20 protein-coding genes are annotated in these 25926 nt (G+C 40.2%); 12 read left to right on the plus strand and 8 right to left on the minus strand.

Annotation, left to right across the window (positions count from 1 at the left end; translation table 11 throughout):
* Window positions 1-2 precede the first annotated feature (2 nt).
* The 8 genes from yidD (at window position 3) to AC570H_RS17170 (ending at window position 6305) form a co-directional block, all read left to right on the plus strand.
* Window positions 3-290 (plus strand): membrane protein insertion efficiency factor YidD, encoded by a 288-nt coding sequence (yidD, locus tag AC570H_RS17135; RefSeq protein WP_497357043.1) that lies wholly within the window; start codon window positions 3-5, stop codon window positions 288-290.
* A 9-nt stretch (window positions 291-299) separates the two neighbouring features.
* On the plus strand, window positions 300-632 hold the full coding sequence (locus tag AC570H_RS17140) for a YegP family protein (protein ID WP_497357045.1): 333 nt from the start codon (window positions 300-302) through the stop codon (window positions 630-632).
* Between the two features lie 3 nt (window positions 633-635).
* A complete protein-coding gene (locus AC570H_RS17145; RefSeq protein ID WP_497357047.1) occupies window positions 636-1706 on the plus strand; it encodes a type I restriction endonuclease in 1071 nt (356 codons plus the stop codon).
* Between the two features lie 36 nt (window positions 1707-1742).
* Window positions 1743-2765 carry a hypothetical protein gene (locus AC570H_RS17150; protein WP_497357049.1) on the plus strand — a complete coding sequence of 341 codons (1023 nt, stop codon included), beginning with the start codon at window positions 1743-1745 and terminating at the stop codon, window positions 2763-2765.
* Window positions 2766-2771: 6 nt separating this feature from the next.
* Window positions 2772-3746: a hypothetical protein gene (locus AC570H_RS17155; RefSeq protein WP_497357051.1), complete on the plus strand. Its 975-nt coding sequence runs from the start codon at window positions 2772-2774 to the stop codon at window positions 3744-3746.
* A 3-nt stretch (window positions 3747-3749) separates the two neighbouring features.
* Entirely contained in the window at window positions 3750-5024 is a 1275-nt protein-coding gene (locus AC570H_RS17160) for a hypothetical protein (protein ID WP_497357053.1), read from the plus strand.
* A gap of 228 nt (window positions 5025-5252) precedes the next feature.
* Entirely contained in the window at window positions 5253-5765 is a 513-nt protein-coding gene (locus tag AC570H_RS17165) for a thermonuclease family protein (protein WP_497357055.1), read from the plus strand.
* A gap of 66 nt (window positions 5766-5831) precedes the next feature.
* On the plus strand, window positions 5832-6305 hold the full coding sequence (locus AC570H_RS17170) for an HAD domain-containing protein (RefSeq protein WP_497357057.1): 474 nt from the start codon (window positions 5832-5834) through the stop codon (window positions 6303-6305).
* Between the two features lie 83 nt (window positions 6306-6388).
* On the opposite strand, the gene AC570H_RS17175 is transcribed toward AC570H_RS17170, so the two are convergent.
* The 6 genes from AC570H_RS17175 to AC570H_RS17200 all read right to left on the minus strand — a co-directional run bounded on the left by AC570H_RS17175 (window position 6389) and on the right by AC570H_RS17200 (window position 17625).
* Window positions 6389-8407: an FAD-dependent oxidoreductase gene (locus tag AC570H_RS17175; RefSeq protein WP_497357059.1), complete on the minus strand. Its 2019-nt coding sequence runs from the start codon at window positions 8405-8407 to the stop codon at window positions 6389-6391.
* Window positions 8408-8409: 2 nt separating this feature from the next.
* On the minus strand, window positions 8410-10443 hold the full coding sequence (locus AC570H_RS17180) for a golvesin C-terminal-like domain-containing protein (protein WP_497357061.1): 2034 nt from the start codon (window positions 10441-10443) through the stop codon (window positions 8410-8412).
* A 2-nt stretch (window positions 10444-10445) separates the two neighbouring features.
* On the minus strand, window positions 10446-12047 hold the full coding sequence (locus tag AC570H_RS17185) for a RagB/SusD family nutrient uptake outer membrane protein (RefSeq protein ID WP_497357063.1): 1602 nt from the start codon (window positions 12045-12047) through the stop codon (window positions 10446-10448).
* Between the two features lie 10 nt (window positions 12048-12057).
* On the minus strand, window positions 12058-15441 hold the full coding sequence (locus AC570H_RS17190) for a TonB-dependent receptor (RefSeq protein ID WP_497357065.1): 3384 nt from the start codon (window positions 15439-15441) through the stop codon (window positions 12058-12060).
* Between the two features lie 200 nt (window positions 15442-15641).
* The gene (locus tag AC570H_RS17195) at window positions 15642-16799 is read right to left on the minus strand and encodes a FecR family protein (protein WP_497357067.1); all 1158 of its coding nucleotides are present in this window, start codon (window positions 16797-16799) and stop codon (window positions 15642-15644) included.
* Between the two features lie 250 nt (window positions 16800-17049).
* On the minus strand, window positions 17050-17625 hold the full coding sequence (locus AC570H_RS17200; RefSeq protein WP_497357069.1) for an RNA polymerase sigma factor: 576 nt from the start codon (window positions 17623-17625) through the stop codon (window positions 17050-17052).
* Between the two features lie 187 nt (window positions 17626-17812).
* Here AC570H_RS17200 and AC570H_RS17205 point away from each other — a divergent pair, with 187 nt between their 5' ends.
* The 3 genes from AC570H_RS17205 to AC570H_RS17215 all read left to right on the plus strand — a co-directional run bounded on the left by AC570H_RS17205 (window position 17813) and on the right by AC570H_RS17215 (window position 20733).
* Window positions 17813-18841 carry an adenylate/guanylate cyclase domain-containing protein gene (locus AC570H_RS17205; protein WP_497357071.1) on the plus strand — a complete coding sequence of 343 codons (1029 nt, stop codon included), beginning with the start codon at window positions 17813-17815 and terminating at the stop codon, window positions 18839-18841.
* A gap of 360 nt (window positions 18842-19201) precedes the next feature.
* Entirely contained in the window at window positions 19202-19960 is a 759-nt protein-coding gene (locus AC570H_RS17210) for an oxygenase MpaB family protein (protein ID WP_497357073.1), read from the plus strand.
* A gap of 23 nt (window positions 19961-19983) precedes the next feature.
* Window positions 19984-20733 carry a DoxX family protein gene (locus AC570H_RS17215; RefSeq protein WP_497357075.1) on the plus strand — a complete coding sequence of 250 codons (750 nt, stop codon included), beginning with the start codon at window positions 19984-19986 and terminating at the stop codon, window positions 20731-20733.
* A gap of 29 nt (window positions 20734-20762) precedes the next feature.
* On the opposite strand, the gene AC570H_RS17220 is transcribed toward AC570H_RS17215, so the two are convergent.
* Window positions 20763-21743: an alpha/beta hydrolase gene (locus AC570H_RS17220; RefSeq protein ID WP_497357077.1), complete on the minus strand. Its 981-nt coding sequence runs from the start codon at window positions 21741-21743 to the stop codon at window positions 20763-20765.
* A gap of 199 nt (window positions 21744-21942) precedes the next feature.
* Window positions 21943-22689, minus strand: a complete 747-nt coding sequence (locus tag AC570H_RS17225) for a metallophosphoesterase (RefSeq protein ID WP_497357079.1) — start codon at window positions 22687-22689, stop codon at window positions 21943-21945.
* 156 nt (window positions 22690-22845) lie between these two features.
* Between AC570H_RS17225 and AC570H_RS17230 the strand changes: the two genes are divergently transcribed.
* A complete protein-coding gene (locus AC570H_RS17230; protein WP_497357081.1) occupies window positions 22846-25926 on the plus strand; it encodes a DUF6493 family protein in 3081 nt (1026 codons plus the stop codon).

Consider the following 25926-nt stretch of genomic DNA (forward strand, 5'->3'; position numbering starts at 1 on the left):
GCATGAAGCTGATCCTTCTTCTTACCATCAGACTCTATTGGGCTATTATTCCCAAATATAAAAGGCGCCAATGCATATTCAGAGTTTCTTGCTCCAAACATGTCTATCAGCAAACAAAAGAGCAGGGTTTTTTTAAGGGTTTGATGGTGCTTCGTTATCGGTTTCAAAACTGCAGAAGTGGATTTCAGCTTTTCGAGAACCCAATTGATGGAAACAAAATGATGATCCTGCCTAACAGGCAAGTACTTCAAACACACGAAATAGCAACAAGATTTATCGAACAACATTAACGTATCAAAATGGGAAAATTTGTAATCAGCAAAAGAAAAAACGACGAGTTTCAATTCAATCTTGAAGCCACAAACGGACAGATTATTTTAACCAGCGAAGGCTACGCCACCAAGTCTTCGTGTAAAAATGGCATCGAATCTGTAAAGGCCAATGCGCCATTAGATTCAAGATACGCACGCGAGATTGCCAAAAACGAAAAATACTATTTCAACCTAAAGGCTGGCAATGGCGAAATCATTGGTACAAGCCAAATGTACACGACTATATCTAGTCGCGAAAACGGCATCGAATCTGTAAAGAACAATGCATCTGAAGCTATAATTATAGACGAAACACTTTAAGTCATGGACCTTAAACTTAAACTCGAACAGCTTCACCAAAGGGTAGTTGGACTAAAAGACCAGATCAACACCGAAGAAGCTACCAAAAATGCCTTTGTAATGCCTTTTATCCAACTCCTAGGCTATGATATTTTTAACCCTACAGAGGTAATTCCTGAGCATATCTGCGATATCGGCACCAAAAAGGGCGAAAAAGTAGACTACGTGATCAAAAAGAATGACGAGCCTATCCTCATTTTCGAATGCAAGCATTGGAAAGAAAGTGCTGATGCCCACAATTCTCAACTGCATCGTTATTACCATGTTTCTAAAACAAGGTTTGGGGTATTAACCAACGGCACCGTTTATAATTTCTATGCCGATTTAGAAAAGCCCAACATTATGGACGAAAAGCCTTTCTTAACCATAGATCTGGAAGACCTAAAGGATAGTTCCATTAAAATATTGGAAAGTTTTACCAAGAACGAATACAACTTAGAGCACATCCTCGATTCGGCCGAGGCCTTGAAATACATTAAGGCCATTAGGATTGAGTTTGAAAAGGAGATCGATAATCCATCCGACGAGCTTGTAAAACTATTAGTGAATAGGTTCTTTGATAAGACTTTAACTGCGAATCGGATGCTTGCTTTTAAAGAGTATGCCAAAAAAGCATTAGCGCTCTCTATTAATGAATCCATTAGCCTCAGGCTTAAATCAGCCTTAAACATTAACGACCAGATCCAAAAAAAGGACGATCCGAAGGTAGAATCCATCGACGAAAACAACAATAACACTTCAAAAATCATTACGACCGAAGAAGAACTGGAAGCTTTTCAAATTGTAAAGGCCATTCTGAGAGAAAAAACCAATTCGGAAAGGATTGCTCCCCGCGACACGCAATCTTATTTCGGCGTACTGCTCGACGACAATAACAGGAAGCCGATCTGCCGTTTCCATTTCAACTCTTCGAAGAAATACCTAGAGGTTTTCCACAAAGGCAAAGATGCCGGAGAGAAAACGCTTTTGAACAATATCGACGAAATCTATAATTATAGAATTCAGTTGCATCAAGCGCTAGAGAACTACGCTTAACTTATATCTCAATATGCCATCAAACAAACATAAAACATGAATACTAAACCTATTACTTTATCCGATTTATTTTTAGCAGTTCTCGCATTGCTATTAATAAGTGTCAGTTTTTATCAAACTTGGGTTGGACTCCAGCAAATTTTTGGGCAAGCTTCTTTTGTCATTGCACTAGTGCTTTCTCTACTACTTCTATTCTTATGTTGGATGTTAAGATCCGCAAAGATCGAGGGTCGTTCAACAAGTGGTTTAATTTGGATTTATATTTTCATCGCCTCCTTTTGTTTCATTTCCAACTTCAATGCACTCTATACAAGATTTATGCGAACTGATATCTACGTACAAGAATTAAAAGATATCAATGAGGGCTTTAACAAATTAGAAACAGATGTTGAATCGAAATTAAGCTACAAGATAGCTAACAAAGGGACGAGACAAAATATTGAAATCAAGAAAAATCAGTTAATCGAACAGATCAAAGACCCCAAAGATCCTGGAATTGGAATTAAGGCAATGTCATTGATCCAAGATATACAAAGAATGACTGGAGAAAAGATCGATCTCTATGCTTCCGGAAAAGACTACGAAGGTTTAGCTGAAAGAATGGGTCAGCAAATTGACGCCATGCTAAACGCCTTGCCTCCCAGTGAAAAAGATTTGGAATCAAAAATCAATAAAGCCGTCGATCATTGGAATGAAAAAATGCAGGATTTTCTTTCCTTATCAAAAAAAGACCAAGACGCAATAGCTCAAGCTTTAATAGACCAGTCTTTAACAGAGTACAACAAATTAGGAAATAAAGCCCAGTCAATTCTAGGTGTAGACAAGCTCAAGTTCGAGCCTTTACTTTCCAAAACACAGGATGTTGGAAAAATTGGTTATGCTTTTGAGCATGCCATCAAAAATTTTGGAATGTATCAATTTGTAGTATTGGCAGGCTGTATTTTATTGGATTTTGTGATTGTGATTATCATTTTATTGGTAACAAATCCCTCAGGTAGCAATACCACCAGAAGTGTTTTCACCAGCAAACGTAGCGGAACAACCTTACTCCCTAAATAAAAAATCATGAATAACGAAGAACTAAAACCCTTCTCAACTGATGAGGAAGGAGCGTTACCACCATTAACATTTGGCAGCAACCATATTGAAGACCCAAAACCATTTGTACCTACCAATGATAGAAGTAGTGACATCCCTTCATTTGTCCCTATTGCTCCTTCACCAAACACCAGCTCTATCAAAGATCGAGACAGTAACTTCGTCTTCTTCTTTGGAACATCTGAGTCTGGGAAATCAGTTATCTTATCGACTATGCTTTATTATTTGAGTTCTCAAGCCGGAGCCGTTAGACCAAAACTAGGAACGCCAAATACCAAAGAGGCAGAAGGCTTGCTATATGATTTTTTGGAGAAATTAAGAGAGGGTACTTTGCCAAATCGGACAACTAGAGATAGAGTTATAAGACTTGATCTGGTCTTCGAACCTAACAATAAATCTAAAAAAGTAAACCCTATAAATTTAACCTTTTTAGAGACGTCTGGAGAAAATCATAACGATATCAAAAGAGGCGGAAGCTATCACGGCAGCATAGAAGAGTATCTGAGTGCAAACATTCCGTTAAACTTTATTATAGTTACTGGCTATGACACGGCCCATAAAGAAGATGCCTTGATATTTACTTTCTTAAATGAACTAGAAAGAAAAGGTAAAAGTTTAAAGTCGGCCAATGCCATTCTCGTAATTTCAAAATGGGATAAATCAGGATCAACATCGGTTTCAAGTGAAGAACATTTAGAGAGCTTCATCAACGAACGCCTACCTATGACCAGCCAAAGATTGGATACCTATGGACTGAATAAAACATATTACACCATTGGAAATCTCGAAAAAAGCAGTTTTGGCGAAGAACGCCTAACTTCCTTAAATCTTCAGACCGCTGAATTGCTCTCAAAATGGCTTTACAAAAGCATAACTGGATACGATATTGATTATGAGGGAACTTTTTGGGAACGTATCAAATTCAGTATATCTAACTCTTAACCGATGAATAACAATATAGATTTTATTGTCTTTGGAACATTTGGCATTCCAAATGGATTTAGACAGACTCTAGTATATGGCAACGAGGCTACTTTTGACAAAATCAAAACCTTTGATTTAAATACAAATGCGGTAAAACTGTTTCCAAACGCAACTATCTATTCTATTAGAAAACAACTGATAGATGGAAATCAAACAATCGCTTACACCCTTTACTCATTTGCGAAAGAAAAAAATTCCGATCGTGGCGGGACATTTATTGGATCAAGCATACTGTTTCACCAAAAGCTTGCAAAAGAAAGCTTAACTATAAATTGTCTAAATGAATTTCATAAAGATCTAATTACCGAAAGGGGGAACATAGAAAATAATATTATCCAGGTAAATCATTCTGATAATTTTAAACTCCCAAAAGAAAAAAGAAGTTTCGATAAGTTAGGTTTACATTTGAAGGAATCTGCCCAAGCAATAAGCTTTACTCCAACGAATAAAGAACTGCTTGTTTATACTCGAATCAAACCAGAGCTATTCGAAAAATCATTGGAGCTGCTTAGCGTTTACGATACCATCTTTTTTACCACAAGTGATGAGATTGCCAAATTTGTTTTTGATAAACAGCTAATTAAGCTTATTCAAAGCGAGCAGGATTTTGACAGCGAAATTCAAGCTGTTAAAGCACAAATTGAAGAAGACAGAAAAAGACGAATTAGACAAGCTGTAGAGCAAGTTGAAAGAGAAATTTTGAGGCTTGAAGAAAACCAAAGAGAATACATTAACAGAGGCAATCAGCAAATCGAATCAAATAAAAAATACATCGAGGAGAATAGGCAATTAATTGATGACTATGCCAAGCAAAATCAAAAAGACAGAGAACAAGTCCAAGCTATAAATAATCATTTTGAAAGCGTACAAAATCAATTTAGTCAATATAAAGCAAATTTATATACAGCCATAAAGGAACTTAAAGAGGAAATTATTTCTCCTGAAAAAAATGCTAAAAGACTTCAAGATCAGTGGAAAAAGCTCGAAGAAGAAAAAAACAATTTCAGGATTCCAGATATTATAAGGCTGTCGGGCTCACAAAACACCAATCGTTCTATAAAACCATTTTATCATTCGAACGCTAATAATAGAAAAGATGATCATTATAGATCTGACGAACAGGATTCTGAAAAAGGTTCCTATCAAACTGTAGCAATAATTTTATTTATTCTTTGGATCCTAACAATCGTTTTTTTTCTATTCTTTGACGAAATTAAACACTTTAACCCTCTTTAATAGAATTAATTACGCTCAACATCCCCAAATCATGAAACCTCTCCTATTGTTCCTGTTTATCTTTATGAATCTTAAGTGTGAAGAAACAACAGATGTTTATATTTGCAACAACGGTAAAACCAAAAAATACCATCTTAAATCCAATTGCCGTGGACTAAGCAGCTGTACGTATAAAACCCTAAAAATAACCTTGGAAAAAGCTAAAAAAGACGGAAAAACATTGTGTGGATGGGAAAAGTAGCTTTTTTGCTTTTCCTTTTGCTGAATCCGATTTTACAACACAAAAGCAACGATCAGCCAAAGCTAAAAAACCTAACCTTCGTAGCCAAGGTAGTCCGGATTATAGATGGCGATACGATGGAAGTGCTTTATAAAAATACAACCATCAAAGTTCGCTTGGCCCATATCGATTGTCCGGAGAAAAGAAAATCACAGCCTTTCGGCAGCAACGCCAAAAAAGCATTGGCCGACTTGTGTTTTGGAAAAGAGGTTGTGGTTTTTGGACAGAAGTATGATCGTTACCGCAGGCTCATTGCAGTGGTGGTGAACCATAAAAAACAAATCGTTAATCAGGAAATGCTCAAACAAGGCATGGCCTGGCATTTCAAAAAGTATTCCAACGATTCTCTTTATGCCCAATTAGAAATCGATGCCAGAAAGCACAAAATTGGTCTGTGGAAAGATCTAAATCCCACCCCACCTTGGGAATGGCGGAAACAGAAACAGAATATAGTAAAGTAAAAGTCCTGTTGGAATATGATGTAGGTATTGTCAAACGCTTTGCAAAATAATTCTTAAATTTGTATCATGCTGATATTGTTAGACATAGACGGCGTAATGGTTCCTGCTAACTCTTGGAAAAGACCAGAATTTCTTAATGATGGCTTTTCAGCATTCAGTATGAAGTCTGTTAATGCACTCAATAAAATTATTTTTGAGACTAATGCTAGTATTCTATTAACTACATCTCACAAATCAAATTATGATGTACAACAATGGCTTGAAATATTTAAGCTTAGAGGTATAGCAATAGATCGAATTGATAGACTAACTGATCAATATTCAAACTTAAATAGAAAGCAAGAGATCCTAGATTGGTATGGATCGAATCAGCATTTAGATGAACATTTTGTGATTTTGGACGATGACAAATCCTTAAATGCACTTCCAGACCATCTAAAAGAGCATTTGGTTTTAACGAGTTCGTTGGTTGGCTTAACGGATGAGCTTGCGAACAATGCAATTTCAATCCTTAATAATAACGCATTAACTTATACTTAAAATTTCAAATGGTATAACAAGCAAAAAACCACCTGTTCGGTGGTTTTTTGCTTAATAATCTCGATAAAATCCAACAGCATTCATCATTTTTTGCTTTCCAAAGGCTTAAACAATACTGCGTCTGCAATCACAATTCCATCAGCTTTAAGGTTGCTGATGCGCACATAGGGCTTAGCGCCATCTTTGATGTGGTATTTGCCCAAAGAAACCCATTCACCTGAGGTTTGTCCAACTACTTTGATCTCAGATTTAACAATGCTGTGATTGTGGCTTTTTTCACCATCAAAAACCTGCACAGAAGTTACATTAGAAGCACCTTCCAGCACCGGATAGTAGCTAAAAACCTCATACTCGCCACTTTTTAAGTCGCTTGCACTAAAAGTAACTGTTGCAACCTGATCTTGTTTGTTATTGAAAAGCGCATTTGGACCAAAGATATGGCCTGGTTTGAGGTCCCAGTTCCCTTCTGTCTTCACCATTGGCGAGAGGTTATCGATCATAAAATCGGGAATACTACCATCCAATAAAGGATCTTTGAGCAGCTTTTCGTTAATTTTTTTATAATCGACTTGCTGTACGGCAACTGCCTGATCAATGGCCATGCTGGCGGCCACACCCGCTACTTGCGAAAGGACCATAAACACAGGTTCCATGCGAATAGAACCATAGGCGATATGGCTGGCAGATAAACAAACTGGCACAAATAAATTGCTGCATTCTTTTTCTTTCGGTACGATTGATTTGTAGCTAATCGGATAAGGAACAATATCAGGAATTTCGACATTGCCCTCGTTTTTCACCATGCCATCAACCACCAAGCGATCGGTGTTATGCGAATCCATATTGTAGGCGGCCAAAGCAATTCCATCAGTAACCACAGCCTTTGCGGTACAGTTGTTTTCGGTCATGATGTAATCGCTCACCATTCTTCTCGCTTCGCGGATGTAAGGCTGAAACGACCAATTGCCATTGCCCTTATATTCATCTTTCGGATAGCCCCATTGCAATAGCTGTTTCCTCAGTTCAACAGGTACTCTCAAATCATGTCCTAAGAAGTAAAGCAGTCCTTTGGTATAGGAAGTAAGGTCATCAATGTATTTTTTTCTCGATGAATAATTTCCATCTGGATAGGCGTGATTGGTGCCGATCATATCTGTAGAAAATCCGTTCCGGTTATTGATATCCGTTTTACGGTTTGGCATTTCGCTCCAAATAAAATAATCATTCAGGCTCAGGCTATTTTTTTGCTTTTCCATCAATCTCAACAACAGCTCATAACGCGTGCTGTCATATCCTGCTGGTTTGGTAATGGTGATACGGTTTTGCGGATCGTCTGTTAAGCAAATCCTATAGTTATATGACTGGACTTTGCGATCGCCTGAGCCACGAGGCATCAGCTTGCCCTTATTAATGCCCCAGATCAGTCCACTGGTCGAATCACCTCGCACAAGATAAGGATCAATGTGATCTGGAAATTGATGGCCATCTAATAATTGAACGCCATTGTAGGTTTCGTTATAGGTCGAATTCGACTCGCGGCCAACAGTATAGGAAACATTTGCCTTGGCCATTAAATCGCCCTCATAGCTGCAATCTATAAATACCTTGGCATTAACCGTTTTATTTTTGAGCGCAGTATTTGAAGTGGGCTCGACCGTAATCAATTGAATGGCATTTTCCTTTTTGGTCACCGCAGCAAGTCTGTATTCGTACAACACCTCTACTTTTGCCCGGTCGATATAGCCGTTAAAAGTAGCTTCGGCCACATGTGGTTCAAAAACCCATTGTTCCAGCTTTCCATAATGAGTTCCAATCCTGCGGTAAAAATCTTTCGCAAGACCAGTTACCACATATTTATTTCCAATATCTGTAAAACCTAAGCCACCAGATGACAGGCCTCCTAAGTTTTTGCCGGGCTCTATTAACAAAACCGTTTTGCCCATTTTTTTGGCACTGTAAGCGGCCATCACACCTGCGGAATTTCCACCATAAATGCAAACATCTACCGTATAGGCGTCTGGTTTTTGCGCCATTGCTGCATAGCTGTTCAATAGCAGGATTATCAAAACGAGCGTCAGTTGTTTAAGCGAAATCATCTTCATGGTTACGGGATTAAGGTGAATTTTAAAACATCGGCACGTAATGGACGGTCGTGAGCCGGAAGATTATCGGTAAGTTCCACATAGTTATGGATTCCTCTTGGCAGTTGATAAGTGCCTAAATCAACCCAAGTTCCCTGCTGTGTAAACTGATTAACAATGATCGAACCCGCAGCTGTTCCGCCTATAAAAATGGTGTATTTTGCCTGTGGCGTAGTGTAGGCATTGAGGGTGGCATTGGCCGGAAGATAAGCTGAAATTTTATAGTTTCCGCCAACGGTAATGGCGGCCTTCCATGTGGCCTTGCTTTGTACAGCAGGCTTAGCCACCGTCCTTGTTCTTTTTCCGTCGTGGCCTACAATATCGGCTACTGCAGTGATCCATTTGGCTGCCGCGATGCTATCATTGGTTATTTCGGTATACCCACCAATATAGAAGCCATATTTTAAATCGATAGGTCCGCTTGGATTCATCACTTTTTCTTCGGCGAAAGGTGTTTTTAAGTTCCCTTTGATGTACACAGGATTGGCATCGAGCCTGATAGAAACAGTGTCGTTTACTACATTGTAAGTGGTGCTGTTGCCCATAACATCGACTACTTCGAGTGTGGGCGATGCCGTGTAAAGTCGAACTCCGGTGCCAGAAAGCGAGTACATGACCCTGATTTCGCTGCTGCCCTTTGTAAATTTATAGGAGTTGATCAAACCCGGCGATAGCTGTTCTTCTTCAACAAATGTTGCGCCCGATAATTGGCGTGTTAAAGCCGCATAGGTTGCAAAACCAGGTTTTGGCACGTAAGCGCCCAAAGTATCATCCTGATGCCTGATTAAGCCAAATTCGCCCTCAGAATCATGAATGATCGATTTATTCTGCAGGTTATAAATGCCTATTTTTTGGATTCCATTGGCCAAAGAGTTGACAATTCTTCTTGGTAAATTATTGGCCTGTTCTTTTTCTGTGAAGGTAAAAGTGGTAAAGCCCGTTTCTGAAAGGTTAATCGGAATCAGGTTGTTGTTGTTATGCGCTCTGATGGCATTTTTTTGCTTATCGAGGTCCACAACAATAGATTCTGGAACCGGGATATAAGAGTGAAAAGCGTACTCGTTCATTGAACTCAAGGCACCTTTTTGTAGAATTTTATTTAAAAAACTCTCCGTAGCCAAATCGCTTACCACCATTCCTATAATTTTCACATTTGGAAAAGTTGGATGAACCTCATCATAAGAAGCTTTTAAAAGGTTATAATAAAAAGTTGTTTTTTGATCTTCGGTGGTCAATCCCTGCGAAAAAGTACCGATATCCGGCTCGTTCCAGATTTCTATATTTTCAATGCTCGGATATTTGGTGAGCAATTGCTTGACATAATTGGCAAATGCCAGCTTGCCTTCTGTGCTTACCGGCGCCTTTCCGTTATCGTAAAGTGGGTTATACAAGGCACAAACCAGGTAAGGCTTGAGACCGTTCGATGCGAGTTGCGAAATGAAGCCATCTTCTTTGGCACTGAAGGTATAAACTCCTTTCTGCTTTTCTATGGCATCCCATCTTATCGCATCGCGCACATATTTGACGCCCAATTTCTTGGCAATCGGAATCAGGATGTCGGTATTTTGCCAGGCATGCGTTTGGCCGATAAAAGCAGATTGGCTAACTGTACCCAAATCGAAATTGGAAACAATGGCAAACGAGGTTTCTTTGTAACCTGTATTGGCACCATTTTTTCTGGCCTGAATGGTCAACTTAAACCAGCCAAGCTTGTTGGGTTGCACATTAAGTTGCACGGTATCTGCATAGACAGCTCTTTTTCCGGAAAGTATTTGCTGGTCCCAAAAGTTATAGCAGGCCCAGTTGATGGAGTCAGCTGTGCTGTGGATTACAAATCCTTTTTGATCGCTTTCGTAAAAGATATTTCCAGGCACTTTTTGTTCGATAGTGATAGGCGTTTGCTGCCCGAAAAGCATGACAGGACTTAATAAAAAAACTAAGGCAATAAAGATGACAGCAGGAATAATCTTCCCACTTCGTGTATGATTGATCTTCATGATTAATATCCAGGATTTTGGGTTAAAAGTTTGTTTAGGGAAAGGTCGTAGCTTGGAATAGGCAGGCGCAGGTTTCTGTCGGTTACCATCCTTGCTGCCGTAGTGATGGTGGTATTGTTGCCGCCATTGGCGATGGCATAATTTAAAAAGGTTTTCATATCGCCAACAAAATTGCCCCAACGGATCAGGTCCAATCTTCTTAAGCCTTCAAAACAAAGTTCTCTCGATCTTTCGTCTTTGATAGCGGTCCGAAATTGGTCCTTATTTAAACCGGTTGCAAGCTTCGCATTTACCCCCGGTACCGGTGGCACAGGCAGCAACAAACCATAAGCCCTTGTACGAACCTGATTAATCGCATCATAGGCGATGGTGCTAGGTCCGTTTACTTCATTTTCTGCTTCGGCAAACATCAAAAGCACATCGCTGTACCTCAACATTGGGAAATTCTGAGGTGTATAATTCGAGTTTTTAGGCAACACATCTTCGTACTCCCTGCGCCATTTTCCGGCACACATCTGCCATACATTGGTCACTGTTGCTTTCTTTGCCACAGCTGCTGTACCATAGGTGTAGTTCGCGCAGTTCCAGTCACGACGCAAATCATACGAGGCCTTGTTAGGGGTAGTGGTACTGCTTGGGTTAAGCTGATAAAGATCGAACAGTTTTCTGGTGGCCACAACGCTGCCCGTACTGTAGCCTAAAGAAGTATCGTAGCACCTAATGCCGCAGAACCTGCCCGCGTAGGTTCCGCCTTTGTTGGCAAAGCCGTTGTTGTCTCTAAAAAATTCCAATTCCCAAATGCTTTCTTTGATGTCGTATTTGTTGGTGGCATAGTTTAAGAAGATCTGGCTATAATCCGGATTTAAGGCATGTTCTTTTGAATCGATTACTTTTTTAGCCCATGACAAGGCTTCTCCATATTTTTCGGTTTGGTTTAATGGAAAGCCCGCCATGTATAAACATACCCTGGCCAACATGCCCTCCACAGCCGTTTTGGTTACTTTGCCACCATAACCTAGAGAGGTTGCCGTTTGTGTTTGCAACAGGGTTTCTGCCGTAGTCATGTCTTTTACAATTTGCTCATACACTTCTTTGGTGGGTGTTCTGGCCAAGTCTACATCATTTACAGAAGTGGTGGGGGTCAATTTTAAAGGAACATCGCCATAATTGCTTACCAGCAAGAAATAGAAGTAAGCCCTTAGAAATAGTGCTTCGCCTTTGATGATTCCTCTTTTTGTTTCGTCCATAGTGGGCTTATTGATATTGGCCAAGAGCATATTTGCACGTTCGATACCGATGTAGCTGCTGTTCCAAAGCAAGTTCACCTTGGCATCTGTAGGACCATATTGATAGGAAGCCACCAAATCGACACTAAAGCCATAAGATTCGTCGGTATTGCTATTGAATAGATAGAGGTAATTGTTGCCATAGCAATCGGCATCGATCAATTGCGAATAAATGCCATTGAGTGCAATCTGCAAATTGGCGGCATTTGAGTAAAAAGCGTCTGGATCAATAAAATCGGTTGGTTTGGTATCCAATATTTTTTGGCAGGAAGTATGAAAAGACAACACTGCAAAGAGGATAATAAATATTTTCTTCATGATGTTCAGGTTAAAAAATAAGATTTAATCCAAAGGTTAAGGTTCTGGGACGAGGATAGGCCGAATAGTCAAAGCCTGGCGTTAAAGCCGAGTTGCGAATAGACACTTCAGGATCTGGACCCGAATAATTAGTCCAGGTTACGAGATTTTGCGCAGATGCAAATACCCGGAGCGACTGGATCTTCAATTTCTTCGCAAATTTTTCATCCAGTTTATAGCCGAGTGTAACGGTTTTCAGCCTCAAATAAGATCCATCTTCAATCACCCTGCTCGAGTAGGCAAAGGGCCCTTGTCCGCCAGTTCTAAACAACGTATTGGATGGATTATCAGATTGCCAACGCTCGCTCCAATTGGCAAACTGGTTGAGGTACAAGGTGTTTTTGCCATTGCCTTCAAACACCAATCGATTGGCATTAATCAGGTCGTTGCCATACGACCATTGGAAAAAGACGTTCAGGTCGAAGTTTTTATAGGTAAAATCGTTTACAAAACCTCCGGTATGGATGGGTATGCCTCTGCCAATGGTAGTAATATCGGATGCATTCACTACCAAATCGCCGTTCAAGTCTTTGTATTTGATATCGCCCGGCTTAATATTTGCCCTGGCTGTGCCATTCGTTGTTACATTGCTTTTCAGCACATAATTGCCTGGCGTAGGCTGATCGAAATCGCTGTACTGATAAACGCCTTCCCATTTATAGCCACGCATCTGCGCGATAGGCTGTCCTAACTGCGCCGTATAGGCAAATAGCGAATTGTAGGAGAAATCAAACAATACAGGACTTAAGATTTCCTGCTGGTTTTCGGCCAATTCCAAAACCTTATTTCTGTTGAAACTGATGTTAAAATTGGTTTTCCAAATGAAATCTTTGTTACTGATATTTACCGTAGTTAACGAAAGTTCCAGTCCCTCGTTCTTCACTTTTCCCACATTTTTATAGGCCGAACCAATCCCCAGCGTATAAGGTAGATTGGCCAGCAACAACAAGTCTTTGGTGGTTTTTCTGTATACATCGGCCGTTAAATTGATCCGGTTGTTAAACAAGCTCAGGTCATAGCCGATATTGGTATGGGCAGTGGTTTCCCACTTTAAGTCGGGATTGCCTATAGATAAAAGCTGGGCACCGGTAGAAGCCGTGCCGTTGTTGTAGGAATAGGCTGGGCCTGGACCTAAAAGCAATTGGGATAAGTAGCTAAAATCGCCAATTCTGTTGTTACCCGTTAAGCCATAGCTCACGCGAAGCTTGGCTTCTGAAATGAATTTGAATTTTGACAAAAAGGACTCTCTGCCCATGTTCCAGGCGATGGATCCTGAAGGGAATGTTCCCCAGCGGTGACCGGGGGCAAACTTAGAAGACCCATCCGAACGGATCGAGGCCGTTACGAGGTATTTTGATTTGTAATCGTAGTTGATCCGGCCCAAAAAAGAAGATAATCCCCATCTTGAGCTTTGCGATACTGCTGCTAACGTTGACGATTGGTCTAAACCATCCAATCCAAGTGATTCGTTGGGCACCTGCGTGGCGCTAAAGCCGCTACGGGCCGAGTTTAAGGCCTGCATGGTGTAACCAGCCAATACGGTGAAGTTATGGCCGCTCTTTAAGGCTTTTTTATAGGTTAAGGTATTTTCATTGAGCCATGAGTTGGTGGGGGCGGTATAAATATAGCCGTTTACACCAATAGCACTATAAATGCTTCCCCGGCTGGTTTTGGAGTTATAAAAGCCTTCCGACCTTATTGTGTTTCTGGTTACGCCACCCGCGATGCGCAAACTCAGGTTGGGAATAATGGTATAATCTATAAAGCCATTGGCAATCAGGTTATCGGTAATGACGTTTTGGATCTGGTTTTTGGTAGAGATGATAGGGTTAACCCGATAATCGCCAAAAGTATTGCCAGCCAAGGCGGGGTCGATCAGCTCATCCAACAAATCACCGTTATCATCGTTGCCAGTAACCGGTCTGTAGCCCCAAACAGAATAAAAAAGATTATTGCTGTAGGAAGTATTGGATCCAGGTTCTGCAGGGTTTACACCTGAAGATTTGCTATTGCTGTAATTGATGTTGACACTTGCCTTTAGGTTTTTGCTGATGGTTTGATCTAGGTTCATTCGGCCTTGATAGCGATGGAAACCAGAATTGATCACAATGCCGCTTTGATCGAATACATTTCCCGAAATGGCATATTTTGTTTTGTCGTTGCCACCCCTTAGCGAGAGTGCATAATTTTGCATGGGCGCTGCTTGGTAGATGTGATCCTGCAGATCTATTCCTTGAGCATTCCGATAAGATTCTAGGGTTTTTCCATTAGTTAAATAAGTAAGCGGGGCTAACGTTGGATTAAGTTCCAGCTGATATTTAACAAACTCGTACGGACTGAGCAAATCCATTTTCTTGGCAATGTTTTGTACACCATAATAGGCATTGAAAGTAATCACGGGCAGGCCGATTTTTCCCTTTTTGGTGGTGATGATCACTACGCCATTGGCTCCCCTTGCCCCATAAATGGCCGTTGACGAAGCATCTTTGAGGATATTGATCGTTTCGATGTCTGCCGGATTGATGGAATTGTTCATTCCGTCTTCCATTGGAAAGCCGTCAACTACGTATAAAGGAGAATTATCTTGGGTGATAGAGCCGTATCCCCGGATCACGATGTTATTTATTGCCCCAGGCTGTCCATCGTTTCCAGAAACAGCTACCCCAGCAACCCTGCCGGCAAGAGCTTCGTCAAAAGATTTGATAGAAGCTTTGTTAAAATCTCCCATATTAACCTCGGCCACCGAGCCCGTTAAATCCGTTCTTTTTACAGTTCCGTAGCCCACAATAACCACATCGCTTAAATTGGTGTTTTGTGCTTTTAAAACGACATCAATTATGGTTTTTGAGCCTACAGGTATTTCTTGGGTTTCGAAGCCGATCATCGAAAAAACAAGCACTGCATTTTGATCGGGGACCGCTATCTTATAAAGCCCGTCTATATCGCTAAAACTGGTGAGTTGGGCATTTTTTACTTTGATCGTGGCATTGGACAAAGGCTGGTTTTCTTGGTCTCTGATCTTGCCTGTGATGGTGATGAGCCGCATTGGCGGATCGGAAGAAGTTTTTGGCGTGACCAAAATTGTTTTTTTATCGATCTGGTAGCTAAAGGGCTGCCCAAGAAAACATTTTTCCAAAGCTTCGCTTAACGGCGCATCTTTAACAGAAATATCAACCTGTTTGGCCTTATTGATTAAATCAACATCATAGAAAATACTATAGCCGCTCTGGCGATGGATGTCATTTAGTATTTCTTTGAGTGGGGCGTTCTTTTTCTCTAAAGTAATTTTTTGAGCAACCGAGGAAGCACTAACCTGCATGAAAGAAATCAGGCATATGAAGTAGGATAGTCTCATAATCAGCAATAATTTGGAGTGAATATAGGAACGCCTCCCGCATTTAATTGCAGTAGAATTTTTATACATTTGGTTGTTAGGTTTCGTAAATATTTGGTTAATTGAAAGTGATCATATAGGAATCTTAACAGCAGCTTAAAAGCTGTTCGGCCAGGGGTGGTGGTACACTCCTGGCTTTCTGTTATTCCTACCCGTTTTGTTTAGTTTGTAAGAATAACCCTCCTTCCTTCTATTTTATAGTTCACACCGCCCGTTTTTTTCATATAATCAAGCATTTCTTTAATGTTGCCTTGTCTGGAAGTGATGCCTCCAAATTTTTTGGACTGGACATTGCCACGGTATTCTACTTCAACGTCATACCATCTGCCTACAATTTTCATCACTTCTTTGATGTTCAAATCTCTGAATACAAAGTTTCCGTTTACCCAGCCCATCACCTGTTCTATGTTGGCGTTTTGTACCACAATTCCATTAAAATCAGGTCGGGTAATTCCTTGTTGCCCCGGTTTGAGTAGGGTTGTTGCCCTTCCCTTATTCAAGCTCACCGAGCCTTCAATTAAGGTCGTGGCCATATTTTGATCATCAGCGTAGGCCGAGATGTTAAAGTGGGTTCCGAGAACGCGCACCTCTACATCGTTGGCTTTCACCACAAATGGCATTGTCTTGTTTTTCGCCACTTCAAAATAGCCTTCGCCCTTAAGTTCAATATTTCTATACTTGCCTTTAAACACCGTAGGATAGGTTAGCGAAGAGGCCGCATTCAGCAAAACTTTGCTCCCATCTTCCAGCACCACCTGATACTGGCCACCTTTTGGGGTAGTAATGGTGTTGTATGTTACCGGATCATCTATTCCAGATGCATTGTTTTGAGTTTGGTAGGTCAATTCTCCATTGGCTTTTTTGATTACCTGGGTTTCGCCCTGACTGGCTAAAAGTCCATTATTTGCGTCTGTTAAGGTAATTTGCTTTCCATTGCTCAAGGTAAGTACCGCTTTGTTCGACCCTGGTTGGATCTGCTCTTTTTGTGCAAGGGTTCCCTGGTTAACTGGCGCTTGGTCCTTAGGAGAGCGCATAAAATAGCTGCCAATACCTAATATGAGCAGGATCGCTGCCGCTGCATACCAGATTTGATAAGAACGCTTGGGATTTATTTTTAATTCAGGTGTTGCCGTACCAATACTCGCGCTAATTTTTTGCAGGATTAATTCTTTCGACACATTCTCTTCTTCTTCGGTCAATTGCAACGGAGAAATTTCATCTAACCTTTTGTAATATTCTTCCAACAGCGCTTGTTCTGCTGGCGTGCTCTTACCGCGGAGGTATTTGTCTACTAAATTTAAGAAATGCTGCTTTTCCATTGGGCCGTTTTAACTAAGTGTAAAAAAGAGCCCGGTACCCTACGGTAAATTGAAAATATTTTTTAAACCCGTTGAAAGTCTTTGCTGCGAAGTTTAGATTGCACACACATTGTTTTATAAACCTTATTGAAGCGGCATCCTTTTTTGTTCTTTCACAAAAAAGATTAAAGCGGAAAGAAGGACTGGCATTAATCGCCGCCAAGCCCCTGCTTTTCTAATTAGGAGATGGCTTTCTTGTCGCAAAGAATGATTAATCTAATACTTTGGTGAGTACCGCAATGCAAACACTCAGGCTCAGTCCTTCGCGAATATGTTTGAGGGATTTGCTCAAGCGTTTTTCGACGGTTTTTTCGGAGATATTCAGCAAGGCCGCGATTTGTTTGTAGGTCATATTTTCTTCGCGACTCAAGCGGAATGCAGTCTTGCAATCTTCAGGCAATGAATCAATGATTTTTTGCAGCAGTTCTTGTTGCTCTTTAAACAGCAACGGATTATCTGTGATGATATCGGCGGTAACCAAAGCCAGACGCTCGTAAAAAGAATCGTCATGTTTTTTATCACGGATGGCCTGATATACGCTAAAACGGGTAGCCTGTTGCAGGTAAGCTTTCAGATTCAGGATCGTTGTTTCTTTTCGTCTATTCCATAAGCTTACAAACACGTTTTGCACGATATCCTCGGCGACCGATTTGTCGTTTAAAATATGGTATGCCGTGCGAAATAGTGTTTTCCAATAGGCATTATAGATGATGGTAAAAGCTTCCTGATCGTCGTTTTTGAGCAGTTCAGTCAATTCAGGGTCGTTAAGTACAAGCTTCTCAGTCATTAGTAAAATAACCCGATCAATAGGAATTCTTAAATCAAGGAATCAATTTTAGATATTTTTTTCCATTATCATGTGAAATTCATTCGAATTATTTTTTAAGCCGCTCCAAATCAATGCAATCGCACACTACGTGGCCCAACAAAATATATTTGTTTGAGTCCAAAAAAAAGTAAATAACTTAGTTCACATGAACCGCAGAACCCAATATAAGCTGAAGCAGCTCATTGTGATCATCATTTGCTGGATGATTATTGGGGCGGTTATTGCGGTTTATGAGCACATGGTTTTGCAAACCAATCATTCTTTAGGCTTTGCACCCAATTATTCGCTGTTTTCGTCCATCTTATTAAATATGACCATTGGGATCTTTGGCGCCTTATTGGGTGGCAGTCTTTTGGTATTCTTTGTTAATGTAAAATACAACGACAAGCCTTATGCCTATACCTTTTTTATCGTAGCTGTATCGTTCCTGTGCGTCATTGTGATCGTTAATGAAATCCTCGGTTTTTTCTCCATGGGGGATATCAAGCGGTTTCAGAAAAACGGCATCGTTTGGGCCGTGGTGGTTTCGCTTACGCAATTGTTGCTTCAGGTGAACAGCAAATTCGGACAAGGAATATTCTGGGATATTATCCGTGGGAAATACAATACGCCAAAAGTAGAATCAAGGATTTTTATGTTTCTTGACCTTAATTCTTCAACTGCTATTGCCGAAAAAATGGGCGACAAGAAATACCATGAACTGCTCAAAGACCTGTTTACAGATATTACCAATCCCATCCTCGACAACAAAGGTGAAATCTATCAGTATGTGGGCGACGAAGTAGTCATTGCCTGGCGCCAGACCGATGGCATTGCCAACAACAAATGCATCAAATGTTTCTTTGATATCAAGGAACACCTGAACAGCCTACAAGCCAAATACCTCGAAAAATATAAGCTATTGCCATCTTTTAAAGCCGGGATCCATTGCGGACAGGTAGTGGCAGGCGAAGTGGGCATCATCAAAAGAGACATTACCTATTCTGGCGATGTACTCAATACCACCAGCCGAATTCAGGGCATGTGCAAGGAATTTCAAGAAGAACTGATCGTTTCTATCGACTTGATGGACGAGCTCAAACTGGCCAAAAACTACAGCACCCAGCTCTTAGGCTCTATTAAACTAAGGGGCAAGGAAAAGGAAATGTCGCTGGTAGCGGTTAAATCTAATTAATCAGCACATCGGTTTATCATCTAAGGAACCTTAGAAAAGCTAAGAAATAGGCAACCTTCTTCGAGGACATTAACTGCCTTAGATAGTAAACCACAAAGTCACGAAGACCACCAAAAGTTCAATTCTATGTGCCTATGTGGTAAAGTAAGGGGTAAATTTCCTCCTCAAGAGCGGACAGCATGATGCCCAATATTACTAAATGACCTTAATGCCTTATATGATAGGTATAAAAATCTATAGGCTGAAAAATTATTATATATTTCAAAGTACTTTTTATTTCAAAGTAAAATATAAATCTATACCTTTGCCTAAGTAATTGCCTGAAAGAGAGCGAAACAATTTTTTAGAGGAGAAAAAATAATGGAATATTTTGTGAGTAAGGATTCGATAGTGCGCAAGATATGGGGAAGCGGAGACACCATCTTGTTCATCTTCGCGGGTGCAGCGGCAGAATTTGCGCTGAACAAAGCAGTTGACTGGTTGTACTTTACAGGTCGATTGCCTTCAGATCCACTTAAGCGACTGTTCTCCACGGTTTCTTATGCGCGACAGATTGTGTTTTCGGGCTATGACGACGCCATGAATGCCATAGATAAAATCTCGGGTATCCACAAAGGCGTGGAGGCGGCGCGTGGCCAAAATATCCCCGATTGGGCCTACCGTGATGTGTTATACATGCTCATGGATTATTCGATCCGCTCTTATGAACTCTTAGAAAAGAAACTGAGCCTGAGCGAAAAGGAAGAGGTATTCAATGTCTTTTACAGGATGGGCATGCGCATGCAAATCAAAGAACTGCCTTCGAGCTATAACCAGTGGTTGCTGACGAGGGAATCGGCATTACATGAAAACTTATTAAACGGCGATTTTACCAAAGATCTCTACCAACAATACCGAAAACATTTAGGCTGGTTCAGGTTTTGGATCCTGAAGCAGGCACAGCAATTGTTGGTTCCTCAAAAAGTAAACGAGCTATTGGGCCTGGGCAAAAGTCCTTTGGCCAAAATCATTTTGGAGCTCTACAAGTTGAGCCAGCTATTTCGCATCAAATCAACACTAAAAAATGCCTTATTGCCAGTTGCCTACAAGAAAGAAATCATGGCACTTGACATTCATTAATTCAACTGCTCAAAAATACTGTGATGAACCTCTCTGTTAAACTTGATCAGCTACATTCAGAAGCAAAGGCTAACCGCTGGCTTCGATATTTTGCCGTATTTAATCGCATAGCCTTGGCGGCAGGTTTTTTGCCATCGGGCTTTGTAAAGATTATGGGCGAACGTTTTACGTCTTTGTCCAACAACCATCCAATGGGCCAATATTTAGAAGCCCTACACCATACTGGCTACTATTATACTTTTATCGGTATATTTCAGGTTACTGCCGCTATTTTGCTCCTCATTCCGCGAACTGCAGTGCTTGGTGCGCTTCTCTATTTTCCAATTATTTTAAATATCTGTATCCTCTCTTTGGCAGTACGTTTTGACGGTTCGCTGCTGTCATCGCCATTAATGGTCTTAGCTAATTTATATCTCCTCTTCTGGTATTACGACAAGCTTAAATATATCCTGCCTTTTAACCGTACACCTGAAGAATTAAAACCAAAAACCATTAGCAACAAGTTTCCATTCGCTTTCTTTTTTGGTGCCTTTTTGGCCGTTGCAACAGTAATAGCTATCCTTGTCACTGTTTTCGATTTAAAACCCTTTAATACCTTGAAAGACTGCGAACAACAATGTAAGCATAGCACCGACCCACAAGCTTGCCTTATCTTTTGCAAAAGTATCCATGAAAAAGGTCAGCCACTAACTCAATCCCTCGACGAATACCACAAGGCATTAAAGGCTAACGAGCAAAAAAACAACACCAAAAAAGCCATCCCCAATAAATAGAGATGGCTTCAAATTAAGCTGGTTAAGAACTATTTTAAGCTTGCTTTGATTACAGCTGCAGCTTGTAAAATTGCGGTTTGTACGGCTGGCACATTGGCAATTGGGTTCAGCAAACCATAATCATGGATCAAGCCATTATACCTGGTTAAGGTTACTGGAACACCTGCTTCATCCAATTTCCTGGCATAAGCTTCACCTTCATCTCTCAATACATCATTCTCTGCGGTTTGCACCAATGCTGGTGGCAATCCTTTCAGCTGATCTAAACTTGCCTGCAAAGGAGAGGCGTAGATTTCTTTTCTCTTGGCTTGATCTGGCAGGTAATTGTCCCAGAACCATTTCATCATATTTTTGGTTAAGAACCTTTCATTGGCGAACAAATTATAAGATTCGGTTTCAAAGTTGGCATCAGTAACTGGCCATAACAAAACTTGCAGTTTAATTTTGGGACCGTTTTTATCTTTGGCCATCAAAGTAGTTACCGCAGCCATATTGCCGCCAACACTGTTTCCAACAACGGCCAGGTTTTTACCATCAACACCGATCTCTTTGCCGTTTGTAGCTACCCATTCGGTTACTGCATAAATTTCGTTGATTGCAGTTGGATATTTGGCTTCGGGTGAGGGGGTATAATCTGGGAAAACAGCTACTGCACCACTTTCAATCACAAGGTCGCGGACCAATCTTCTGTGGGTTGGATAATCACCGAGAACCCAGCCCCCACCATGGATAAAGATGAATACAGGTGCATCTGCCTTTGCTCCCTTTGGTTTGGCTACATGGATTTTTACAGCCAAGCCATTTTGGTTAATGGTGCGTTCTGATTCTTCAATACCTGAGTAATCTACAGTTACCGATTTTTGAGCGCCAACCAATACCTGGCGGGCATCTGCCGGACTTAATTGTTCCAATGGTTTTCCATCTCCAGCATTCAATGCTTTTAAGAAGGCTTGAATACCTGTAAAAATCTGAGGATCGTTTGCTCCTTTGAAAGGTCTTTCTTGTGCCATGATATTAGTATTTAGGGTGAATAGAATAAGGATTAAAATTGCTTTGGGGATATAGTTTAACGTTTTCATTGCCTTAGTGTTTTAAAGTTTAATTTTTGTGGTGATGATTACACTACAAAGATGCAATGACTATAGGCCTCAAAAAATGACTATACTTCCTTATTGATTGTACATTTTTCCCTTGTTTGATTGTAGAGATTTATATTTCGATAATGAGCTCTTGTGTATAGCCATTATATTTTTCGTCGATATAGCCGTGTGGATTACATATAATTTCGGTCTGATCGATCTGATACCTTATCGGTGTATGAATGTGACCGTGAATCCAATACATAGGCTTATATTTTGAAATCAACTCTTCAAGATCGGAAGCATAGGCTGCACTTAAAGGATCATCTCGATGGGATTCGGGCACCGATTTAATACTTGGCGCGTGATGGGTAATGACCACATTTTTATAGCTGCTCGATCCTTCAAGGCTTTCCTGCAACCATAATTTGGATAGCTGATGGATTTTATAAGTATCGATCGTTCTCAATTTTGAATAAGATGGATCTCTGCGAATCTGTTTATAATCGTTCATCTTGCTTTGGCAGATAATTCCATATTCAACAGGATTTCCGAGCAAAGAAAAATCGGTCCATAAAGTAGCGCCATGAAATCTTATTCCATTAAACTCAACACTATTATTTTCCAGTACTGTTACATTTGAATCGTTCGATGCCTGTATAATCTTTCGCAATGTGCCAGGATAGCTCCCCTTATAATATTCGTGGTTTCCTAGCACATAGATCACGGGGCGATCAGGAATGCTTTGCTTTACCCACTCGATGCCTTTTGTTCCTAGGTTGGTATCGCCCGCCAAAATAACCAGATCGGCATTTTTAAAATTAAGATCTGATATTCCAAACTCTTGATGTAAATCGCTTATGATCTGTATTTTCATTAATTAAAGTTAACAATAGCGAACGATGGATGAAGATAATAGAAATACAAACGCTTAACGATAAATTCATATCAATAGCCTAAATATTAATTGAAAAATAATAGTTTAGCAATTGGAAAACGGCAACAACAAACCTTCTTGCATTACGCTCTAGAAATGAAAAAACACCTTAAATACATTGATGGCAATTCTGACAAGTTTTGGCAGATTGAGGTAATGGATCAGACCTATACGGTTACCTATGGCAGAAACGGAACGAGTGGAGCTTCGCAAAGTAAAACTTTTGCAGACTCCACTGAATGCTTAAAGGTGGCCGAAAAACTACTGAGCGAAAAAATCAAAAAAGGCTATTCAGAAACCGGGGAAGTAGCGGCTGGTAACCACGCTACAAAAACCAAAAATAGCTCCAAATCAAATACCCAGGAAATACTTGATGCCTATGATGATATAATTAACAGCAGAGACATACATAAACTACTTCCTTTTTTAGAGGAGAATGCAAAGGGGAATATTGAACTGCTTAAAAAGCATATCAAAAAACAAAAGCAGTACTGGATGTCGTTTATCGACTTGGAAAAAGAACCACAATTCAGGCGTGACAATTATCATTGGGGAACAAGGGGTGACGACAGGCAGAAAGACATCATCACCTTAAGCGCCATTGCAATCTTTAGCAAAAGCGATATCGGTTCATGGACCGAAGCCTTAAGCTTACTTAACCAGGCCAAGGTACCCCAAATTTTAGAGGTATTACATTGGGCCAAACCAATCTGGCTTGCAGGAATTCTCCTTGAATGGAGAAAAAGAGACCAGTGGCAAAGCCTCGATTATTTCACTTTGCGCTTTTTGGAAGATGAAGGATTGATTACCTATCATCCTGAGCTATTTGCATTAAGCCTTTCGTCATTTATAGAATGGCGATCAAAAATAAAAATAAGAGATTTCATCGCATATGTTGTAAACGATGAAAAAACCTATACCCGCGACGTATTGGAACTATTCAATTATGAAACCGGGATCCAAAATCTCCATTTCAGAGATAATGATAAACAAGCTTATAATGAATTCTCCACTTGGGAACTCATCTTCAATCAGCTATTAAGCGAGAAAAAAATAGACCGTAGGCTATTTATTGAGCAATCGATCTTAATACAAACCAAAGAGTGGAACAACAACCTTAAATCTTTTTTCAGAAAAAGGTTAACCGACCTGAATCCTGTTGCCGAAGACCTCATTCCATTTCAGGAAAATATTTTTGCAGGCTTGCAACATGCCAATCCACACATTGTAAATGCCTCTACAGATTTGGTTAAAAAAATCTACGAGGACAAAAAATTCAACGTCAATTCTTTTCTCGATTGGCTGGAGCCCTTAATGATGGCTAAGGACAATAAAACAGCCATCAAAAACTTATTGCCTGTTTTAGAAAAGCTCAACAAAAACCATCCTAAATTTAACAAAAAAATAACAGCACTTGTGGCCGATAGTTTTGTCGTCCCCGATCTGAACCTGCAAGAAAGAGCAGTAAAGCTCATTCAAAAAATCGCTACTAAAAAAGACCAAAACCTCATAGAAAAATTGTCAGGCTATAGCAGTTTGATGTTGGGAAATGTACGAAATTCATTAACGGATTTCTTAGATGAAAATGTTAGTATAGGAGAGGAAGTAGCCAGCTATCAATATGTCGAAAGAGTTGAGGCAGTTTTAACCGAACCTGTAGTTTTGCCACAAGACTGGAACGATGTTCTTTTCTTATTCGGAAAATTTATCGCTTCTGATGAAGTCATCGATATGGAGCTCTTGCTCAACACTTACATTACACAGCAAAACCTGTTTCCTAAAGATTATAACAAACAGCTGCAACCTTATGCCAAGCAGCTCGAAAAAAAATATTTTGGTGTTTTATATAAAACTTATGCCAGTGTTTTTCTGCAACAAAAAATCCACGATCTTAATTATGGTTTTAAGGTTAATATACACGAATACCACAAGGTTAAAACACTTTTGCTGATTAAGCCCTATCTTCATTTGGCAGATAATAAAATGGCCAGAAAATCTATCCTGCCCATGCTGTCGTTCCCTACCCACCATCCGCATTGGGTGGCCCCAAAAGTTTTGATGAAACGTTTAATCGCCTATCAAAACAGTGGCGAGGAAATTAATAAATTAGACCTGAGCATAGCCATTGGCAGGATGCCTAGAGAGCAAACCGAAGATGCAGTTGCCTTATTGGATCAACTAAGTGGCGAGCTTAAAGAATTAATGGCTTTTTGTTTGGGCGAAACCAAAATAATCTCCATTAAACCAGCTTCTGTATTTAACAAATTATTATCTAAAATAAACAAGCCTACAGATTTGGGGTTAACAAGTGCTTGGGCCGTAGCCGCCAGAACTTACTATCCTGAAGGCATTTTTTCTGAATTTAGCACAACTGCGGTTAAGGATTATCCTTTTGCAGTTTTTCCCTTTAGACCTAAGTTTCGTTTCAATGAAAAGTGGAATGAGTATATGAATTATCAGACGAAGCAAAAGGAGAGAACTCCTTCGTGGTATGAACTAGACTACGACACCTCAAGCTATTATACAGTACCTAACGAGTTTCTTTATGCCCTAGACCATTATGGGCGTAAAAATAGCTGGGAATACAGCATAAGTAGCGATGGCGATGTGAATTACTGGCATAGTTTGATGCCACAAAATGCCGATGCACTAAGCTGTTTCCTGCTGCGTGGTGCCTGTCTTCGCGCAAGCAATGGAGGAGAAAACCTGAAAGGTTTTTTACATGTGGTTAACGGCAAGGGCTTCAGATTTACGGCACTATCTATGCTGGTGTTTGCTTGTACATTTTTCAATGACAAAAAAGAAATCAGGCTTACCGCATCAGAAGTGCTCATCAATCTCGTAGAAAAGCAGGCCATCAATTCGAATCTTTTGGCGGCCGCGCTTACCTTTTTGGCATCTAACAAATATGGCCCTTTTTCAAGGTTGATAGAAAGCCTTGAGTTGCTCAAAGATGTATCACCGCAACACAATTCGGCATTTTTTATGTTGCTCGAAGGTATACTAAAAGAACTAAACGTAGAAAAGCTACCAGTAAACTTCAAGAAATTGATAGAACATTATGTAGACCTCCTGCACAAAACCAAACAAAAGCCCTCGTCTACTACTGTTGCCTTTTTTGAAAAGTGGCAGGATAATTCCTCATTAAAGGGGCTGATCAAACAAATTCTAAACTAA

The organism is Pedobacter sp. B4419 (assembly GCF_059693725.1).

What these genes read in the sequence shown, in the direction of transcription:
- yidD (WP_497357043.1), top strand. Translation starts at nt 3, where the DNA reads ATGAAGCTGATCCTTCTTCTTACCATCAGACTCTATTGGGCTATTATT.
- AC570H_RS17225 (WP_497357079.1), bottom strand. Translation starts at nt 22,689, where the DNA reads ATGAAAATACAGATCATAAGCGATTTACATCAAGAGTTTGGAATATCA.
- AC570H_RS17165 (WP_497357055.1), top strand. Translation starts at nt 5,253, where the DNA reads ATGGGAAAAGTAGCTTTTTTGCTTTTCCTTTTGCTGAATCCGATTTTA.
- AC570H_RS17155 (WP_497357051.1), top strand. Translation starts at nt 2,772, where the DNA reads ATGAATAACGAAGAACTAAAACCCTTCTCAACTGATGAGGAAGGAGCG.
- AC570H_RS17210 (WP_497357073.1), top strand. Translation starts at nt 19,202, where the DNA reads ATGGAATATTTTGTGAGTAAGGATTCGATAGTGCGCAAGATATGGGGA.
- AC570H_RS17180 (WP_497357061.1), bottom strand. Translation starts at nt 10,443, where the DNA reads ATGAAGATCAATCATACACGAAGTGGGAAGATTATTCCTGCTGTCATC.
- AC570H_RS17215 (WP_497357075.1), top strand. Translation starts at nt 19,984, where the DNA reads ATGAACCTCTCTGTTAAACTTGATCAGCTACATTCAGAAGCAAAGGCT.
- AC570H_RS17195 (WP_497357067.1), bottom strand. Translation starts at nt 16,799, where the DNA reads ATGGAAAAGCAGCATTTCTTAAATTTAGTAGACAAATACCTCCGCGGT.
- AC570H_RS17190 (WP_497357065.1), bottom strand. Translation starts at nt 15,441, where the DNA reads ATGAGACTATCCTACTTCATATGCCTGATTTCTTTCATGCAGGTTAGT.
- AC570H_RS17175 (WP_497357059.1), bottom strand. Translation starts at nt 8,407, where the DNA reads ATGAAGATGATTTCGCTTAAACAACTGACGCTCGTTTTGATAATCCTG.
- AC570H_RS17230 (WP_497357081.1), top strand. Translation starts at nt 22,846, where the DNA reads ATGAAAAAACACCTTAAATACATTGATGGCAATTCTGACAAGTTTTGG.
- AC570H_RS17140 (WP_497357045.1), top strand. Translation starts at nt 300, where the DNA reads ATGGGAAAATTTGTAATCAGCAAAAGAAAAAACGACGAGTTTCAATTC.
- AC570H_RS17170 (WP_497357057.1), top strand. Translation starts at nt 5,832, where the DNA reads ATGCTGATATTGTTAGACATAGACGGCGTAATGGTTCCTGCTAACTCT.
- AC570H_RS17145 (WP_497357047.1), top strand. Translation starts at nt 636, where the DNA reads ATGGACCTTAAACTTAAACTCGAACAGCTTCACCAAAGGGTAGTTGGA.
- AC570H_RS17150 (WP_497357049.1), top strand. Translation starts at nt 1,743, where the DNA reads ATGAATACTAAACCTATTACTTTATCCGATTTATTTTTAGCAGTTCTC.
- AC570H_RS17185 (WP_497357063.1), bottom strand. Translation starts at nt 12,047, where the DNA reads ATGAAGAAAATATTTATTATCCTCTTTGCAGTGTTGTCTTTTCATACT.
- AC570H_RS17200 (WP_497357069.1), bottom strand. Translation starts at nt 17,625, where the DNA reads ATGACTGAGAAGCTTGTACTTAACGACCCTGAATTGACTGAACTGCTC.
- AC570H_RS17160 (WP_497357053.1), top strand. Translation starts at nt 3,750, where the DNA reads ATGAATAACAATATAGATTTTATTGTCTTTGGAACATTTGGCATTCCA.
- AC570H_RS17220 (WP_497357077.1), bottom strand. Translation starts at nt 21,743, where the DNA reads ATGGCACAAGAAAGACCTTTCAAAGGAGCAAACGATCCTCAGATTTTT.
- AC570H_RS17205 (WP_497357071.1), top strand. Translation starts at nt 17,813, where the DNA reads ATGAACCGCAGAACCCAATATAAGCTGAAGCAGCTCATTGTGATCATC.